This window comes from Glaciecola petra (assembly GCF_031846345.1).
Lineage (GTDB): Bacteria > Pseudomonadota > Gammaproteobacteria > Enterobacterales > Alteromonadaceae > Glaciecola > Glaciecola petra.
On record NZ_JAVRHX010000001.1, the window covers coordinates 1,520,430 to 1,539,379 of the forward strand.

The 18,950-nt window shown below is 38.4% G+C and carries 17 protein-coding genes and 1 tRNA gene; 11 read left to right on the forward strand and 7 right to left on the reverse strand.

What is annotated here, in order from left to right:
* A complete protein-coding gene (locus RM552_RS06715) occupies nt 1-2,016 on the forward strand; it encodes an alpha/beta hydrolase family protein (RefSeq protein ID WP_311367998.1) in 2,016 nt (671 codons plus the stop codon).
* A 5-nt stretch (nt 2,017-2,021) separates the two neighbouring features.
* Here RM552_RS06715 and RM552_RS06720 read toward each other — a convergent pair whose 3' ends face one another.
* Nucleotides 2,022-2,501 (reverse strand): AAA family ATPase, encoded by a 480-nt coding sequence (locus RM552_RS06720; protein WP_311367999.1) that lies wholly within the window; start codon nt 2,499-2,501, stop codon nt 2,022-2,024.
* 120 nt (nt 2,502-2,621) lie between these two features.
* Between RM552_RS06720 and RM552_RS06725 the strand changes: the two genes are divergently transcribed.
* Nucleotides 2,622-3,698 carry an NADH:flavin oxidoreductase gene (locus RM552_RS06725; RefSeq protein ID WP_311368000.1) on the forward strand — a complete coding sequence of 359 codons (1,077 nt, stop codon included), beginning with the start codon at nt 2,622-2,624 and terminating at the stop codon, nt 3,696-3,698.
* A gap of 49 nt (nt 3,699-3,747) precedes the next feature.
* On the opposite strand, the gene RM552_RS06730 is transcribed toward RM552_RS06725, so the two are convergent.
* From RM552_RS06730 to RM552_RS06745, 4 genes are all read right to left on the reverse strand, one after another.
* Nucleotides 3,748-5,139, reverse strand: coding sequence for an efflux transporter outer membrane subunit (locus RM552_RS06730; RefSeq protein ID WP_311368001.1), 1,392 nt, complete (start codon nt 5,137-5,139; stop codon nt 3,748-3,750).
* A 2-nt stretch (nt 5,140-5,141) separates the two neighbouring features.
* Nucleotides 5,142-8,198, reverse strand: coding sequence for an efflux RND transporter permease subunit (locus tag RM552_RS06735; RefSeq protein WP_311368002.1), 3,057 nt, complete (start codon nt 8,196-8,198; stop codon nt 5,142-5,144).
* 13 nt (nt 8,199-8,211) lie between these two features.
* Nucleotides 8,212-9,276: an efflux RND transporter periplasmic adaptor subunit gene (locus RM552_RS06740; RefSeq protein WP_311368003.1), complete on the reverse strand. Its 1,065-nt coding sequence runs from the start codon at nt 9,274-9,276 to the stop codon at nt 8,212-8,214.
* A 189-nt stretch (nt 9,277-9,465) separates the two neighbouring features.
* Complete coding sequence (locus RM552_RS06745; protein ID WP_311368004.1) at nt 9,466-9,903, reverse strand: ion channel; 438 nt, start codon at nt 9,901-9,903, stop codon at nt 9,466-9,468.
* A 165-nt stretch (nt 9,904-10,068) separates the two neighbouring features.
* On the opposite strand from RM552_RS06745, the gene RM552_RS06750 reads away from it, so the two are divergent.
* The 3 genes from RM552_RS06750 to RM552_RS06760 all read left to right on the forward strand — a co-directional run bounded on the left by RM552_RS06750 (nt 10,069) and on the right by RM552_RS06760 (nt 12,499).
* Nucleotides 10,069-10,647, forward strand: a complete 579-nt coding sequence (locus RM552_RS06750; RefSeq protein ID WP_311368005.1) for a TetR/AcrR family transcriptional regulator — start codon at nt 10,069-10,071, stop codon at nt 10,645-10,647.
* A gap of 671 nt (nt 10,648-11,318) precedes the next feature.
* On the forward strand, nt 11,319-11,897 hold the full coding sequence (locus tag RM552_RS06755; protein ID WP_311368006.1) for a hypothetical protein: 579 nt from the start codon (nt 11,319-11,321) through the stop codon (nt 11,895-11,897).
* A gap of 209 nt (nt 11,898-12,106) precedes the next feature.
* Complete coding sequence (locus tag RM552_RS06760) at nt 12,107-12,499, forward strand: hypothetical protein (protein WP_311368007.1); 393 nt, start codon at nt 12,107-12,109, stop codon at nt 12,497-12,499.
* A 72-nt stretch (nt 12,500-12,571) separates the two neighbouring features.
* On the opposite strand, the gene RM552_RS06765 is transcribed toward RM552_RS06760, so the two are convergent.
* Nucleotides 12,572-12,665 (reverse strand) — tRNA-OTHER (locus RM552_RS06765).
* A 157-nt stretch (nt 12,666-12,822) separates the two neighbouring features.
* Between RM552_RS06765 and RM552_RS06770 the strand changes: the two genes are divergently transcribed.
* From RM552_RS06770 to RM552_RS06795, 6 genes are all read left to right on the forward strand, one after another.
* Entirely contained in the window at nt 12,823-14,088 is a 1,266-nt protein-coding gene (locus RM552_RS06770; protein ID WP_311368008.1) for a tyrosine-type recombinase/integrase, read from the forward strand.
* A gap of 3 nt (nt 14,089-14,091) precedes the next feature.
* A complete protein-coding gene (locus tag RM552_RS06775) occupies nt 14,092-14,589 on the forward strand; it encodes a hypothetical protein (protein WP_311368009.1) in 498 nt (165 codons plus the stop codon).
* A 75-nt stretch (nt 14,590-14,664) separates the two neighbouring features.
* Nucleotides 14,665-14,874: a helix-turn-helix transcriptional regulator gene (locus RM552_RS06780; protein ID WP_311368010.1), complete on the forward strand. Its 210-nt coding sequence runs from the start codon at nt 14,665-14,667 to the stop codon at nt 14,872-14,874.
* Nucleotides 14,874-15,212 carry a hypothetical protein gene (locus RM552_RS06785; protein WP_311368011.1) on the forward strand — a complete coding sequence of 113 codons (339 nt, stop codon included), beginning with the start codon at nt 14,874-14,876 and terminating at the stop codon, nt 15,210-15,212. Before RM552_RS06780 ends, RM552_RS06785 begins: the two co-directional genes overlap by 1 nt.
* Nucleotides 15,205-15,537: a hypothetical protein gene (locus RM552_RS06790; RefSeq protein WP_311368012.1), complete on the forward strand. Its 333-nt coding sequence runs from the start codon at nt 15,205-15,207 to the stop codon at nt 15,535-15,537. The genes RM552_RS06785 and RM552_RS06790 overlap by 8 nt, the downstream gene beginning before the upstream one ends.
* Nucleotides 15,538-15,555: 18 nt before the next feature.
* Entirely contained in the window at nt 15,556-17,853 is a 2,298-nt protein-coding gene (locus RM552_RS06795) for a VapE domain-containing protein (protein ID WP_311368013.1), read from the forward strand.
* A 222-nt stretch (nt 17,854-18,075) separates the two neighbouring features.
* On the opposite strand, the gene RM552_RS06800 is transcribed toward RM552_RS06795, so the two are convergent.
* Entirely contained in the window at nt 18,076-18,936 is an 861-nt protein-coding gene (locus RM552_RS06800; protein ID WP_311368014.1) for a hypothetical protein, read from the reverse strand.
* Nucleotides 18,937-18,950 lie beyond the last annotated feature (14 nt).

The following is an 18,950-nucleotide window of genomic DNA, read 5'->3' on the forward strand; positions in this document are numbered from 1 at the left end:
ATGAAAAAAATTCTATTGTTATGCTTAATGGTGTTTTCATTACCAAGTTTTGCCGACAATCTAGCGTCCATATTATTTGGTGAGCGTGAGACTAGTAATATTCGGCTGTCGCCAAACGGCAAGCATTATGCGATTGCCCGAATGAGTGACACCATTACCGAAATAAGTGTTTATGACAGCTATTCCCAAGAAATCAAGAATACTATAGACATAGCAGAAGTATTTGATAAAGACACTTTGTTGCGTGGTATGCAATGGATAGACAATCAATATATCGCCACAATACTCATAGATAAATCCGACATCGAAACCGCCTTACTCGAGCGTAACATGAGTACTCGCCTGATTATTGTCGATGTCAAATCCAAAACTGAAAAAGCACTAATTTACCAAGTATCAACATCTGGATATTTGGTAGAACCTGCTCCTCAGGAAGCCGGTGTGTTTTACTTTTCACGCAATAACCGCACCTCTAAAGTTTATCGTATTGAAGTGCAAAAATTACTTAAAGTTGGACAAAAAAGAAACAAACTCACCAGAGTCGACGGTGGTCAATTTGTTGCGAAAAACGTAATAGCCACCGCCGACGGTTATGTTATGGAATGGTTTTTCAATGAAGCGGCTAAACCTAGCGCCGTACTATTGTACAACAAGGACATGGGTATGGATTTAGCTGTTTATCAATATGAATCTGACCCAGAATCTACTGATAAACCTGAAACAAAAGGCAAAGAACTTACACCAGTCACTATTAAAACTTGGCCAGCTTCTTTTTTTGAAGACGAAAAAGACAAAGAGTCACCTAATTTATTGCCTATGGCAAAAGCAAAAGACGAAAACAGCTTTTACGCGATGGATATCAACGAAGAACAAGCGATTAGCTTATATTTAGCCGATTTTAAAACAGGTGAACATACTCAAATTTATACTTCACCTGGCTTGCCTATTAAAGACTTGATATATGGTAATGATGAGCAAGCTATTGGCGTAATAGTTGTTGAGCAAGGCTTGTACACAGAACTATATTTTGGAGACGATACCACCGATATTGCTAATAAAAATCAACAAGCAAAACTCAATATAGTTTCGAGCGAAAACGAAGATGCCAGTGTTCGATTGCTGTATAAAGAGTCGCATAATGAAGTTGGTCAATACTATATTGCCATTGGTGATAAGACTGAAACACCTGTGCTTAGTCGTTTTCCGAGCATTACGTCCCCACTACCTAGTAAGCAAGTCATGGATAGTGTTACCGTTGACGAATTGGACATACCTTATCTGTTGACTTTACCTGAAGGCGCTACACAAACTCCTGCCCCACTAGTGTTGTTGCCGCATGGAGGGCCAATCAATATTTATGACTCACCTTATTTTGATAGTAGCGCACAATTCTTTGCTGCACGTGGCTATGCGGTACTTAGAGTAAATTTTAGGGGCTCTGGTGGAAATGGAATTGACTTTAGAGACGCCGGGAAAAAACAATGGGGCGACAAAATGTTGGTCGACCTCACGGCTGCTCTAAAAAAGGTAAGTAGTCGTGACGATATAGACGCTCGCCGAACCTGCACCGTGGGCATGAGTTATGGTGGGTATGCGTCTGCAGCATTAGTATTAAAACACCCTGAATTATTTGTTTGTGCTGCCAGTGTGTCTGGGGTATTAGATATGAATTTGTTTCTCAAAAATCCCAATATCTCAAAAGCACAACAAAAATGGTTATCGGAGTACGTGGGAGACCCTTTAACTGATTATGAACAACTGCTTGAGATATCGCCCTTGTATCAACTTCATAGTTTATCGCGCCCCTTATTGTTGGTGCATGGTGTTGAAGATCGTAGGGTGAACGTAGAGCATGCATATCGTGCAAAATTACTTTTAGAGAAAGCACAAATACCCTTTGAGTTCTCCATTTTTGAAGACGCAGGACACCACTTTTCAGAAGGTGACCAAAGTGTCCGTATGTTTTTAGAACTTTTAGCATTTTTAGATAAGCACCTTAAGCCCACAAAGACTTAAATCAATTACTGATTAATAACAATTTCAGTCTTTGTGCCAGCAAAATTGTCATAAAGTGCTTTATGCGCCTTAGCCGAAAATGTATCGTCTCTAGTTTCGTACTGTTCAATCCAGTCTATTAGCATATCAAGGTTAGCGTCTTGCGCCTTTTTTGAGGGATATTTATGCGGCTCCCATGGACGTTGGCGCGCATTTTCAATACAAATATTTATCGGTAGATTCATAAAAATTAGCTCGTTGGCAAAAGGTGTAGCAAGCAATAGTAAATCCGAATAGCAGCCTTCTATTACCCATGCTTCATTCGCACTCACAAAGTTTTTGATCTCTAGCTCAGAAGCAACCAAGGGCCTTCTAGTAAGCGGCTGATTTTCCATCCATGCTAATGAGTCTAAATCTAAATGAGCTAAGCCCTCAAGTTTACTGAGTTTTTTCGCAAGGGTCGATTTGCCCGAACCTGAATTGCCAAATATGAGTACTTTTTTCATGAATTGATTCTTAAGTGAGGTATCATTATCAATACTAGACTTTACGCAGACCCTATTCAATATTTTTAATTTTGTAGCAGCAGGTCGAGCGTTTACACAAAATAGGAATTATCGATAAATATGAGCACTGCTAACTTACCACTTCAATTCCAGTGTGGTGTGCAAATGCCAAATCGTTTTATGTTAGCCCCTCTTACCAATACGCAAAGCTACGCCGACGGCAAGTTATCTGAAGACGAATTCAAATGGCTTACTATGCGCGCAAAAGGCGGTTTTGGTTTAACGATGACCTGCGCTTCACATGTGCAATTTGTGGGCAAAGGCTTTCCTGGACAACTTGGTATTTACGAAGACGCACAAATAGAAGGCCATACGCGTTTAGCCACTGAAATAAAAGCGCACGGTAGCTTAGCTGTTGCACAACTGCATCATGCAGGTATGCGCTCTCCCAAAGAAGAAATAGGCCAAATGGCGGTTTCTGCTTCTGACATGCCTAAATACAATGCCCGAGCCCTATCTAATAAAGAAGTAAAAGAACTACGCGATGATTTTATTGCTGCCGCATTAAGAGCAAAAACTTGCGGTTATGACGGTGTTGAAGTGCACGGTGCCCATGGTTATATACTTACTCAGTTTTTAAGTGCCACTATCAATTCACGGCAAGATGAATATGGCGGTAGTCTGCAAAATCGTGCAAGACTGCTTTTTGAGATTATAGATGGCATTAGAGCGCAATGTGGCGACCACTTTTTACTCGGCGTGCGCCTCTCACCCGAACGCTTTGGTATGCAATTAAGCGAAATTAAACAGGTTTGTGAATTACTCATTGAGCAACATCATATTGATTTTTTAGACCTCTCCCTCTGGGATGTAAGCAAACACCCTGAAGAAGAAGTACATAAACACAAAACGCTGCTTGAACATTTTTCTGACCTTGATTTTAAATCGGTTAAATGGACGGTAGCGGGCAATATAAATACAGGTCAAGTTGTAAACTCAATATTAGAAGCAGGCGTGGACTTTGTGACTATTGGACGCTCAGGCATACTGCATCATGACTTCCCAAAACGCGTTATCGCTAACGCTGAATTTGAACCGATAAGTTTGCCAGTTAGTGAGGCTCATTTAGCAAACGAAGGCTTAAGCCCCACTTTTATTACTTACATGAAGCGTTGGGATGGTTTTGTGGCTGAATAGTCAATAGTAAACGCGGTTAATGCTCAAACTGAAAGCATCCGTTTTATATTCATTGCCAATTTCCACCCAATGCAAGATTTAAGTCAATAAACTGCGTCAATAAGGCCCTATTAATTGATAAGACATTGCGCCTAGCACTAAATACTCGTTGCTGAATTTGCAATACTTCTAAGAGAGACGTTTCCCCTTCTTGGTATCTTAGATTAGCAATACGCAAGGCTTCTTCAGACGATTCTAAGCTTTGCACCAAGGCAACTTCACGTTGGCGTAAAACTTGACCCAAGTCCAAAGCAGTTTCCACATCTGAAAATGCAGAAAGTGCTGTTTGCGCATAACTAGCAACAGCTGCCTTTTGCTCCGCATTTGCGGCTTCAACTTGTGCGTCTAACCGCCCACCATCTAAAATAGGGGCAGCAATACTCCCAATAGCTTGCCACGCAAGATTAGCTGGATTCAACAGGCTACTTAAACTACTAGATGATCCCCCCAAACTGCCCGTCAGCGATACACTTGGTAATTTTGCAGCTTGCGCTTGGTCCAGCTTATTAAACGCTGCTGCTACTTGTCTCTCTGCAGCTATTAAATCAGGTCGACGTTCCAATAATTCGGAGGGAATACCTGGACTTGGAGCCGCTGGTACATTTGGTAACTTAGCCTCAATCGTTAATTCAGCTGACGGATATCTACCGAGTAATAATTCTAGCGAACGAATGGCATCACGCTGTGCGCCCTTGCTGGCTATTAATGCATCTTCAGCCGACGCAACTTCTGCTTTTGCAAGTGCAATATCTTGTTGATCGGCTAAACCATTATCAAATTGAACCTTTGTAATACGCATCGTTTCAGCTACAGCATCAAATGTCATTTGCGTAAGTTCAGTTTGCTTAATAGCCTCAATAGATACAAAATACGCTTTTGAAACGCCCGCTGCCAGCGAATATTGAGTAAAAACATATTCCGCTTCAGCCGCTTTAAGGCTTTGCACGGCAGCATTTTCTCCAGCGGCTAATCGCCCCCATATATCAAGTTCCCAACTGGCTTGTAAATTGGCGTTAAGCGAACCACTCGATGAACCCTCGAGCGCGCCAGCGTCAGACCCGCCAGTACTGAAACCTAATTGAGGACTCAAAGCTGAACCCGCTTGAGTCACTAGCGCACGAGACACATTCACATTTTGTGCCGCGGCTTGAAGGTTATAATTGTTTTTTTGTGCCTCCATAACTAACGACGTTAAAAGAGGATCATTTAGCGAAGACAACCAACCAGATTCGACAGTGCCTACTCTTTCGGCAATGCTAGACCAATTAGTTGGCACATCTCCCAAGCTTTCATTTACCGCGGTTTTTGCCGTTTCTTGCCTATCTGGGCTAGAGACGCAACCTTGAAGTGCTATGGAGGTCGCGATTGATATCGATACGGCTAAATATGTTAGCTTTTTCATTACTAGTTAACCTCACTTTCAGTGGATTTAATTCTAAAAAATACAGCGTACAAAGCGGGTACAAGCACAAGTGTAAGAATCGTTGCAAACGTTAATCCAAACACTAAAACGACTGCCATCGACTTAAAGAAGGCATCGTAAAACAAGGGTAAGACTCCCAATACGGTTGTTAAAGCACCCATCATTACAGGTCTCACTCTGCTTGCAGCTGAGTCAACAACAGCATCAAAACGTGCTTTACCCTCAGCAATTTCTATGTCCATTTGGTCAACTAATACAATACCGTTTTTAATTAATAAACCAGACAAAGAAAGTAAACCCAATATCGCCATAAATTCCATCGGTGTTCCCGTCAGTAGCAAGCCCGATACTACTCCGATAAGCGCAAGAGGCACAACTAACCATATGACTAATGGTTGCCTAATGGCATTAAATAAAACAACCACCACCAACACCATTGCCAAGAAACCAAGTGGTATTGTGCTTGCTAACGCGTCATTCGCTTCAGCACTGTTACCAGATTCACCTCCCCAAGTAAGGCTATATCCTGGAGGTAAATCCATATTTTCTATTTGCGGTTTTAGTCGCGCAAATAAATCAGACGCTAAGGTGCCCGATACTGGGTCACTTTGAGCCTTAATTTTCCATACTCGGTCTTCTCTTTTTAACAGCGCATCTCGCCACGCAGTATTAATACCTGATACAACTTGACGCAAGGGAACTGTTGACCCAGTCGAAGTACTAACCAATTGTATTTGTCCAATATCTCTTGGACTAACTCTTTCATTTTCAGGTGCTCTCATCACTATAGGTATGAGAGTATCTCCGTCTCTGTAAACACCAACTGAACGGCCTGAGAAATTAGTTAACAGCCCATTTGACAAATCTTCTCTTGATACACCTAAGCGTCGACCTATCGAATCTGAATATTCAGGTTGCACTATAGCTACTGGCTGACGCCAATCATCTTGTACAGAAATCGCACCACCATCGGCTATCATTAATGCTTTAGCTTCTTCCGCCAATTTTCTTAACACAACTGGATCAGGCCCGCTAAACTCGGCTTCAATTTTACTCCCACCCCCTGGACCAAGCTGAAACTGCCAGACCTTAGATTGTGCTTCTGGATAGCCCGTGTCGACGAGATTTTGGATAACTGGGACTAACTTTTCAATATTGTTGTAACTATCGACTTTTAATAAAAATTGACCATACGAGGAATTATTGCTTTCAGGCGAATATACAAGCATATACCGCAATGCACCTGCTCCAATTAGAGTTTGTACGTTCTCGATACCTTCTATTTTAACGAGCTCATTTTCTAAAGTAAGTATGTCCTTTTTAGTACGCGAAATATCAGTTCCTTCAGGCATCCAAAAATCCACTACAATCTGCGGTGTAGTAGAGGCAGGGAAAAAGCCATCTTTAACAAATTGAAAGCCCCAAACCGACGCGGCAAAAAGGACGACGGCTGCCCCAATAGGAATCCAGCGAAAGTTGAGTACTGTTCGTAAAAATTGTTTATAGGCAGAAAGAAACTTACCCTCTGCTTCTTCACTTTGCTCGGGGTTTTCTTGTTTAAACATTAAGTTTGCTAAAAATGGGACTATCGTGATAGCAAATAACCAACTATAAAACAAAGAAATCATGACCACCCAAAATAAGTGCCCGGTATATTCAGCGGTACTTCCAGGCGCTAAACCGATAGGTGCAAAGGCAATAATCCCCACCAGTGTTCCACCCAATAAAGGCCAAATTGAGCGTTCTATAATTCGTTTCGTGACCGCTAATTTATCTTCCCCTTTCTTCGTTCCTACCAATATTCCTTCTGTTACCACTATGGCATTATCCACTAGCATACCCAAGGCAATAATGAGAGCGCCTAAGGATATGCGATGCATAGGAATATCCACCATGTACATGGTGGTTAAGGTCGCTGCAATGGTAATAACAAGCACAGAACCAATGATGAGTGCAGATTTTAATCCCATAAAGAAAAATAGGGTAACCAAAACAATCACAAGCGCCGCAAGTACATTTAAGGCAAAGTTTGAAACGGCTAAGTCAGTTATTTTTCCTTGATGGTAGTACTCATGTAACTCAATTCCATGTGGCCGTTGGTTTTCTAATTCCTTAAGCTTTTGCTCTATCGCATTTCCCATAGCGACAACGTTAGCGCCAGTCACATTTGAAATTCCCAAACCTATAGCGGGTTGCTGGTCGTAGCGTATTTCATGCGATAGTGGATCAACGTAGTCTCGATATACATTTGCTACGTCTCGCAAATATACAAGGGTGCCTTCAGTGCTTGTTGTTACCACCAAGTTACTTATCGCTTCAACCGAATCAATTGAACCTGAGGGTTGAATAGTTAACCGGCTGTCTCCTACTTTCACATTCCCCGACGAAATCACCGCATTCTGATTACTCAAGTCTTGAATAATATTGTTAATGGATAAACCAAGTGTTGCCGCTCGTTCTCTTGAGATTTCAACGTATATCGCTTCACTCTGTAGCCCTGACAATGAGACCTTTGCAACACCATCGACGGTTAATAATCCGGTACGTAAACTTTTTGCATACTCTTTTAGTTCGTTATACGTAAACCCATTGCCCGTTAGCAAATAATACACACCATACACATCACCAAAATCATCATTTACGATAGATGTACCTGCATTCGGAGGCATGCTTTGCTGAGCGTCTGCAACTTTATTTCTGAGTTTTGACCAAATACTTTGGAGGGATTCTTTAGAAGGTGAAAACTCATATAAAATATCTACATGGATCATTGAAAGACCTGCCGATGAGACGGATCTAATTTCATCTACTTCTTGCAATTGTTGTATAACGGTTTCAAGGGGATCCGTGACCTCATTGGCTACCTCTTCGGGTGTAGCACCTGGATATTGTGTAACAATAACTGCCGTACGGATCGTAAACTCAGGGTCTTCAAACCTTGCCATATTTTCATAAGCGAACCATCCGCTATACAAAGAAGCAATAATAACTAGGGTCGTAATTAGACGGTTCTTAACCGCAAAAATACCTATATTCATTACTTTTCCTTATCTACAACGACATTGAACGCACAACAAGACCCTCAGTCAGGTACGAACCACCTGCTGCAACGATTGTATCTCCGGCGACTAAGCCACTTGAAACGACAAGCTGTTCACCAATACCCGTTCCAACTTCTACACCCTGTCGAGTAACCGCCATTGTTTCCTTGTTTATTTTCCAAACAAACTGACCATTACTATCAGTATTGATAGCACTTAGTGGGATTTTTATTTGACCTTCTACCGAATCTTGACTTCTTAAAGCAAAGGTAGCAGAAATATTACCCGTCATACCTGGTAAAATCACAAGGTTATTAGGTGGCACAAAACCAAAACGTGCTTCAAAGGTTTGTGTTGTCGGGTCTGCTTCTAAGGTACTAGAAACAAAGGTTACTGGAATAGTTTGGCCATCGGCTGCATCTAACACAATATGCGTTTCAATAGGCTCTAGTTGCTTAGAGCGTGTAACCAATGCGGCAGGTATTTTTATCAATGCCTCTGCTGCACCTTGTGTTTGCAATGTAACAATTACTTGTGAAGGTGAGATAACTTGTAGCTCATTGGCCATTTTACTTGCTATAACGCCACTAAATGGGGAGGTTAATTCAGTATCCTCAAGAGCCTTTTTTGCTGAGTCCAACTGCGATGCCGCAACATCGTAAGCCGCTTTACGTTGATCAAATACGTTTTGTGCAATTGCATTTTCTCTGATGAGCCTTTCCGCTCTTTCAAAATCTAGCTTGGCGCTGTCATATTGTGATTGTATGACTTGCAATTCATTTATAAAATTTCGTTTCTCTAACGTGGCTATCACATCGCCTTTTTCTACAGTATCGCCTTCTCTTACATTCAGTTTCTCTATTCGACCCGAGACCTGAAAGGTTAAGTCTTTTGAACTTAACGCTTCAACTACCGCTGGGAAATTTAGGGTTTGAATATTAGACGTTTGTGTCACTTCAAGTAATTTTGCAGGTCTCACCATTTCAGTTTCTTCGACCACAGGAGCATCAGAGCACCCCGCTAGAATAGCTGTACTAAGTGTGACTGTAAGAATGAGGTTTTTTCTAATTAACATAAGATATCCATTTATCATTAAATTATTTAAAGCGAAATTGCGAAACCGATGACAAACGCATTTGTTACATCAACAAAAACTGTCGCTATCAACGGTAACTTCGAAATCTAAATCTACACCCCTAAAGGCAAAAATATAATGTTATGAAGACTACTTCAATCAGTCTTCTACTGACAGCGATAAGTAAATTTATTTGTGTAACTTAGTCGTTTGTCCATTTCTAATCCTAGTAATTGCTTCTACCAAAAAGGCGGTGTTCAAACCGACAATAATCAAACCATTTACAGCCGCAATACTGCCTAAAATTCGCCATTCACCGGGTAAAGTAATATCCCCATAGCCTAATGTTGTAAATGTGACTATTGAGAAATAAAGTGCTGGCTCCATTGTCTCAAATGCGCCTAATAAAAGAAATAAAAAACCCCACGCCCAGCTTGAAGCAGATAAGCCTAAAAATAGCCATAGAACTATAAAAACTAATGAACAAATGAATTTAACGGTATGTGGTGGTCGACTCAGCATTTGCCCACAAGCGCTCAGCCCTTTTACTAATAAGCCAATGAAGACGACTTGGATGACAACTGTGACTGCAATAGTCACCCCGCCAATTAGTAATTGCTCTAACATTAAGTTTCCATAAATGGTCGGACTTTAATTATCTTACTTTTCGACTGTTCAATAACGCTATTTTTTGTGTATTTATCACTTTGCATTGTTTGTTAAAAAGGGTCTAAGTTTGACGATTCCCGCTTTTATTTGATAATGAACGTTCGTTCAGTTGGTGTCAATTTAATGCTAGAAAAAAGAATAAAGATCTTGCGGTTAGCCGAAAAACTGCTCGCGGTCAAAGGGCTCTATAACTTATCGATGAAACAAGAAACTTCCAAATCAAGGATTGCAACGGGCACAATATATTTGTGCTTCAAAAGTAAAAATGACTTAGTCCAAGAACTGCATCAGCAAAACTTAATGAGCCTCGCAGCATTTTTGTTTGACAATTACGATGAATCACAAACCTTAAAAAAGCGCTTTATTTACTTGTGGCATAGAATGTGGGAGTTTGGTTTGCTTTATCCAGAATCCATTCTTTGTAAACCAGAATTTGCTAAACTACCTGAAACTATTCAACAGCAAGAAGAATCATTAGCTAGGAACCTTTTTGCTCCTCTCGGTAAAATCTATGAAGAAGGCGTGCAACAAAAAGTGTTTAGGAACTTACCGCCCGCTGTGCTAGCAGCTATTTCATTTGAACCCTGCACAAATTTATTACGCCAACAAATCATTGGTCAATTAACTTTAAACTCAAACGAAGTAGAAGAAGCTGCGTTATCATGTTTAGCGGCAATATTGCTGAGGCAGAAAGACATCTGAAAATAGAGCATTAATTTGAAAGCATTCAATATCAGCATAAACTCAAAAAATGTAATATCGCCTAAGATAATCTTATTACTATTTTTTGCGATGTTCACCATTTCATGCGCAGCACCTAGTCGCAAATTATCAAATCAACAACTGCTTGCGCGTTCAGAGGCATTTGCACAGACTTATGAAAGCGAATTAGAAAAAATTGCTGATATAGAAAAGGAAATTTTTGTGAGGAATTTAATAGCTATATTTTCAGTCATTTTGATCACGAGCTTTGCATGCCCTGCTTATTCTTACAGCAACAATGAGCTTTAAAATGTATCTTTGTCTAACGTAACTCACGATGAAGAAAAATTTACCATAAAGGCTGATGTGCTAGTCAGCAATAAACAAGAAAGCCTCAACTCCATATTGAATATAAATGTTTTTATTGTAGGTTTGTAAACTTTATATAGAATATTTGCCAGAAGAAACAAACGCGCTTCTTATAAGGTATTAGGCGAATTCAGAAATTTACTTTGGTATAGATTCTATTATTGAAGTCAAAGTTGGACAAAAACAAGAGAAATAAAACTTTTAAGTAATGGATAATAAATACTTGGTATCTGTAATAAGCTTAAAAATGTTGAGCTCCTTGGGACATGCGAAAACATAACAACAAGCAATGAGGGAATTTAATGAAAAGGCATGGTTTATTAATCATTATACTGTTTGGTTTGACTGGTTGTTTAAGTCTAGTACCGGAAACTACCGAAATGTGCAAAGTAAAAGAGTTTAGGGATATTCTTACCGGTGCGAAGGTAGTAAACATAACTGAATGCTGGGCACCTGTGTCCAATGCTACATTGGAGACCCCAAAGTATCAGGTTGGTTTTTCATGGTCGAGCGACCACCCCGATAAAATTTTATTTATTTCAACGCTCTATACTATCGATCGTGCTCGTACTTATTTGAACTTTAGAGATTTATCAGTAATCAATCAAGATGATATAAAAACTTTCAAATTTAACGATAAATTACTAAGTGATAGTGGCTATAACACTCTTACCAATAATAGTTATACAATAACGGGCTCTGCGGTCACAATTCCTTTTTCATTGTTTGAAAACATAGTCAGTTCTAAAGATATCAAAGTTAGAATTACCACAAGCAGTCATTCTGAAGAATATGATTTTAGTGGACCAGATATTGGAATGGCAAATTATATAATGAAGCACATTCCAATATATCTAGAAAAAATAAAGGAATTTAAATGATAATTGTTAATTTCTTATCTTTAAGTCTTCGTATGGTAAAAGTCGTTTTCAAATACAAGCATATATTACTAAATAACTAGGACTGGACTTCCCAGATTTTGCTGGAAACTTTTAACAGTTATAATGTAACTCTCAATAGAGTAATTTATGATAGGCAGTTACACAAAATTAGTTACAGGCTCGGTTCCAGTAGCAGAATTGAAGGTAAAATGATGGATCTAAAAGTGTTTAAAGACGCTCTCGATCAAACTCGAAAAAGAGCGATTAAAAATTTATTAGCGTTACAGGAACTTAAACCACTTAAGTTAATGCTTAGCTCTGAAAAATTAAAAGAAATCGAGCGCGACTTATCAATTCTAACAATTGATTTTGTAGAAGCTGTTGACGCTTTTTATGATGACGTAAAAGTATCTGGAATGTATGGCACAGATACCCTATCACCAGTGCTAACAAGAATTGATTCTATTAGGTTAGGCACAAGTTTAATAGTAGATAATTGTAATCAAGATGCCAGTAGCCTAAGAACTAACGTTTATTTCTACAGAACAATGGCAATTTCGATAATAGCTTTAATCGTGTCTTTAGTAGCGTTGGCTGCTTGACAATAAAAAGTACTGTATAAGGTAACGGAAAGGTAATGCTAAAATAGGGTGATTGCTAAAGGCCTTTATAATTGGTCGGTGTGAGAGGATTTGAACCTCCGACCCCTGACACCCCATGACAGTGCAACACATATTTAGTAATCATTATATTAATTTATACACACCTCGCCAATAAGCCACCAACCCTTGTTTTAATTGATATTAAGTATAAAATAACAACTACATACATATAAATGCATTTCATGACAAATAGATTTCCAATTTAAAAAATGTGCTACACAGGTGCTACATGAAATTTATTCTTCAAGTTTTAGGGACGAATAATGTCAACGGTAAAACTCAAAATCTCTGACTCAATACTTAAAAATGTTGATGACTCTATAAAGCGAATTAACGACACTGAATTATCAGGCTTTCATGTAAGGCTCGGCAAAACAAAGAACGATGGTACCCGTAGCACGAAATTCTACCTTTATTATCGCATTGGCGGTAGAAACGGAAAGCAAGGTAACTTCTTGTTAGGATCAGCATCCACGATATCGACTAAAGAAGCCAGAAAACAGGCTAATATCCAAACTGGTAAAATACTCGCTGGTGAAGACATTGGTGCAAAAAAAATAAAAAATAAATCAAAAATAGTTCAAGATAAGTCGGCACCTATCCTCAACAACTTATTAGATCAATTCGTGATACACGCAAAACTTCACAGAAAACGACCTGAAGAAGTTGAGAGAGCTTTTAATGCAGACGTTCGCCCTACTATCGGAAAAATAAAATTAATAGATTTAGAAGAAGATCCTAAACTTACAATTAAGCGTTGCTTAGACCCAATTAAAGATCGTGGTTCATTAGTACAATCAAATAAAACATTGGTTTTATTAAAACAAGTATATCGTTTTGGTGTCGCTCGTGGTGAGCTATCAAGTAATCCTCTACAGAACACGAAACGAAACGATATAGGTGGAGTAGAGAGAGCTAGAACGCGAAGTTTAACAATGGATGAATTGACATATTTTTATGACTGGTTGAAAACTTCGACAGCAAGCATTCAAGTTAAGCAATGCTTCAAGTTAATAATCTTAACTGGTTGTCGGTCACAAGAAATGACATTAGCAAAATGGCAAGATATCGATTTTAGGAAAAATATGTGGTGTTTCCCCGAAGAAAATCGAAAAGGTGAAAAGAATCAAACAAAAGAGCACCTTGTACCGTTGACCGAACTAATGAAAAGTTGTTTGTTAGAATTGAAAAATGCGTTTGTTGACCTTGAAACGGATTTTATTTTTCCATCTGTAAGTTCAACTAACAACGGTAATATAGATCGTGCAGCGCCAGCCAAGTTTCTAAGACGAAGGTTTATAAGCGAAACACCAGAATTAAATATGCAAAAGTTTGTACCGCACGATTTAAGACGAACATTCAGGACGCATTTATCAAGACTTGGTGTTAATGCTGTGGTCTGCGAAAAACTTTTGTCGCATCAGCTTGAAGGGATGCTTCGTGTTTACGATGTTCATGATTATATGAATGAACGTAGAGAAGCGTTAGAACTATGGTCAGATATCATGCAGCCGATTATTGAGGGATAAATTATGAGTGGAACTAATATCGCAAAGTGGGCGATTCTAGCCAAACAGACTAAAGGTAAACTCGAACAAAGCAAAACTAAAAATGATTTTGAGGCATCGCTCAAACTAGCAGAAGAATTAATTGTCTATTTAGAGAAACTTGCTTTTAATAACTTACAACCAAAAACAAACGTATTAGAAATAATGCAATCGATACCCAATGACAAGTTTGAAGAATATTCGGTGGATGCTCATATCGATTCTGAGATCGATCGAATACATAAATCTGCTCAAATTGAATCTGAAAAGTTTAAACGTTCAAAAGGTGGCAGAAATTCACAATGGAAAGAACATGAGATATTTTTAACCGACTTGATAACTAAGTTTATAGCTGGTGAAATCAAAAACAAAGTAGCTTTAAAGGAGCATATTCACACAGAATTTAACCGAGAACCCGACAGTAAAACTATCAACAAATGGATTACCTGTTATAAAGAAACAGGAGATATATTCAAGGAGTAACTAGTTACTCCGTTGTTTACTACTAAATCACCTGTATCGTGACATTGTATTTAAATTTATTTAGGAGTAAATACAATGTCACACTTGTTAAAAGACCCAGAGTTAGCTGTACAGCTAAATTGCTCAAAAACTACTATTCGTCAAAGTCGAGTTACAGGAAAGCTGTTAGGTATTGCGGCGCCAAAGCATCTAAAAATTGGCCACTCAGTTCGTTATCGTCAATCAACTATTGATGCATGGATCGAAAATCTTGCGCAATATGAAATAGATGGAGCACAAGCATAATGAAACCGAATACTCGAATTAAAACAAGTCATTTGAAAATTATCAGTCATGCAATGCTCGAACTAATCGAAGCATTGGAAGGAATGATGGTTGATATTGAATCACTGAAAATTGCACAAAAAGAACTTGCTCGTTGCACTGGATTTATAACAATTCAAACTATTCGTGAAGAACAGGTTGACCGCCTGCTGGTAGAGTTGGACAAATTATATTTAGACGGACTTGCACCGTCCCATATACAAAACGGATACGATGGATTACGCCGTTTTTCGAATAAACTTTTTGGTCTTGAACTTGCTGAAATATTAATACAATTTGGAGTGAAACAGGATGCTTAAATTATCACACAGATTCTTGAAAACATCAGATTTAGACGGAAAAACAGTTAGTTATTCGGCAGGTATGACAAACGGGTCGCTTACTCTTTTACCAACACCAAACCAATCTGACGAATCAAAAATTTTTCTTCTTATGAAAAAAATTGATGACGATAAATATATCGAACTAAAAATTAAAATATCAGAAGATAAGTATATGTTCTTCAGCGCTGTTTTATTTTGCATAGAAGAAGGGAAGAAACTTGATCCAATCGTAGCCGAAAATACAACTATTTGGCTCGATTCAATCTTCAACAGAATGCTTGAGCTTTCGATCACGAAATAAACCCAAAAGAAGAACAAAATGCAACCAAGTATCCCAAGTTTACAGCCGGTTTTGCCGGTTGCAGTTCCGCAAGTTTTTCCTGATAAAAATATGGCGGAACAATTTTTAGACGCAATTGACAAAAATGGTGAACACCATTTTCGATTAATCAAACAAGGTCAAAACCCCATTAGAATTACATCGCTTGATAAATGCTTGTCGTTAAATCAGCAAGGTTATGACGCCTTTTTTGTAGTTAATCGTTTAAAGCAAAATGCAAAAGACCAAACAACTGAAAACATTGATGGAGTAAGAGCGCTATTTATTGATATGGATCGTCAGATAAGTGACTTAGGTACACTAATAAAATCAATGGCAATCAAGCCTTCAATCATCATAAATTCAAGCCCTCAAAAATATCATTTTTATTTTTTTGTTGAGCAATGGCCTCTAGATCAATTCAAAGCGGTTCAGCGCCACTTAGCAAAGAAATTCCATGCAGATCCAACTGTATCTGATTTACCACGTGTAATGCGTTTGGCTGGCTCTATTCATTGGAAAAATAAACCATACCTATCAAAACTTATTGGTGAAATTGGCGATGAAGATTACAGCTATGACGATATTTGCGAAGCGTTTAGTTTTAGTTATGAGCAAGTTCTACAAAGAAATAAGTCGGGCAATAGCGAAGCTGAAATATCGGACGGTAGCGAATGGCAAATCGAGTATATCAGGGAGCTATTGACGCATATTGAATCCCGTGACCAGACTTATGAACAATGGCGTAATATTGCCTTTGCGCTTAAAAGTTACTTTCCAAACGAACTTCAGATTGCGGGTAAACTATTTCATGAATTTAGTCAACGCGATTCAGCACGATACAATGAACGAGAGTGCCAAAATCAAATTGACAATGCTGATCCCAATGGTGGGATTACCATTGGCACACTGAGACAGATGGCGGTCAGTGATGGCGCAGATATTGGAGAGATAGAGCGAAAGCACCGCCCCGTTATCGATATATTTCCGCCTGTTCCAGATTCAAATTGTGTCAAAACAAAAACCGACAAATTATTTGGTTTTCCGTTTGTAAACTCGAAAGGTAAGCCAACACCTGTAATTGAAAATCTTGAATACATCATTGACCAACTTGGATATCAAGTCCGATATAACTTGATAAAAAAAGAAGTTGAGATATTCATACCAGATTCAAAATTTTCTATTGATAACAACACTAATTGCTCATTGACTACGTTAGAAAGTGAAGCTATTAAGTTTGGCTGGACTAATAGTGCTAAAATACGTGATCAAGCGGTTGTGATTGCAGACAAAAACCCTTTCAACCCTGTGTTAAAGTTCATAAAAAGTAAACCTTGGGACGGTAAGAATAGACTCGACAGTTTCTATGAATCAGTGGTTAGTAAAAGTGATCCAAAGTTAAAGCAAATATTGATGTTCAGATGGGCGATACAGGCGGTAACTTTAGCAATAAAAGAAAATGAAGCCGCTCAAGGGATTTTGGTATTCACAGGCGCTCAAGGTATTGGTAAAACCCGTTGGTTCAATAGTCTTGTTCCTAAAGAGCTAGGCCTTACAAAAGATGGGGCTTTACTTCAACCATCAGATAAGGACAGCATTACTCAAGTTGTGTCGTATTGGCTTGTCGAATTAGGTGAAATAGACGCTACATTTCGAAAGTCTGACATAGCACAACTTAAAAGTTTTATTACAAAATCTGAAGATGAAGTTCGAGTACCCTATGCAAAATCAGCTAGCAAATGGAAGAGACGTACAGTATTTTTTGCTAGTGTAAATGATAGTCGTTTTCTGACTGACGACACAGGAAATAGACGGTTTTGGACAATTGATATTGAAACGATAAAAGTTGACCACGAAATTGATATGCAACAATTATGGGCGCAATTTTACAATTTGGTATGTCAAGGTGAGCGACATTATTTAGATGAGCAAGAACTATCTTTACTTAATTCTCAGAACAAAGAATTTACTCAAATTGATCCCGTACTTGAAATAGCAACCAACAAATTAAATTGGCAAAGTGATCAAAAGTTTTGGTCATGGAAAACATCAACTCAAATAGCTCAATTACTTAATTTAGATGCTTCAAAAAAGGCCGAAATAAACAAAATGTTAAATGCAATTAAGCAACTTTTGAGTGACAACGGGGTGACAGAGGGTGACAGCTTCAAGAGAACGAAACATCATCGTTTGTATTTATGCCCCCCAATTCAAACTAATTTTCATGCAGTAGACGTTGATAGAGAAGATTCTAAGGCAAATATTGCACATTTGGTGACAGGGATGACAACTGGGTGACAGTAATACTCAAGATGCTGTCATCTCTACAGTCCCTATATTTATTACCTTTCAGTCAATTGGTGACAAGGGTGACAGCATATATAGTTAAAAACTTTAATAAAGTAATAAAAGGAGAAATACATACTTATAAAACAGCAACAACAGGAAGTTTGAAAAGGACTGTCACCGTTGTCACCCTGTCACCCAGTTAATTTGTCCGTGAAAAAGTTTAACTTATCGCTACAAAGAACCAGTTATAGATGAGGTATGAACAAACTGAACAAATGACATAGCCCCATAAGTTGACGGAATCACCGTTTTTATTCGGTCAGTTGCAATAGTATTTAATTTGTCGAAATCAATGTTCGGCTCGTCAATTACGAAATAAAAATAAAAGAATGGAGTCTTTTTGTACTTTCTAAAGTTAAGATGAATAAGGCGATCTATTTGCGCGTATATTTCGTTTTCATTTGGTACCTTTCTATAGTATTTGACGTCCATAACGTGCACAAATTTCATATCAAATGTCATTGCGTCTAGTATTTCCCGCTTTGACCCATCATCAAATACCACATCGGTTTGAAAGCTAAGTCCTTTTTCATTTTCAATTTTATATATAAGCGAATTTTTGATCTCAGAAGTTTTTTCGGCAGTCTCTTTAACTAGACTAGCTGGCAGTGGCGGAGGCGGTGGAGCTTCCTTTCTAAGTCGGATATTTGAAATGTCACTACCAGATTTAACCTGCTCCTGAGGTAGTTTAACATCACCTACCTTCACCGTTTGTTTTTCTTCATTCAATGCGATTTTTGCATCTTCCTGTAGCTTATTTTGAATTTCCTTAGGATCAGCTTTTGAATAAGATTTTGTGAAATTATCTTCGTTTTGATAGTCAGCAGGTGCGTACAACACTTCATGTTTTGTATACAATGTATAAAAAAACAAAAGTACTATTAGAGGAGGAAAGAACATTACAAACCAAATGAAATAGAAAGCTAGTTCTTTATCTAAAAAAGGCAAAACACCAATGCTTATGGATTCAGAAAGCCCAGCAAAGAAAGCTATAATTGTAAGAGGATTTTTTATGAAAGTTATATTTTTCAAAGTAGTACTAACTG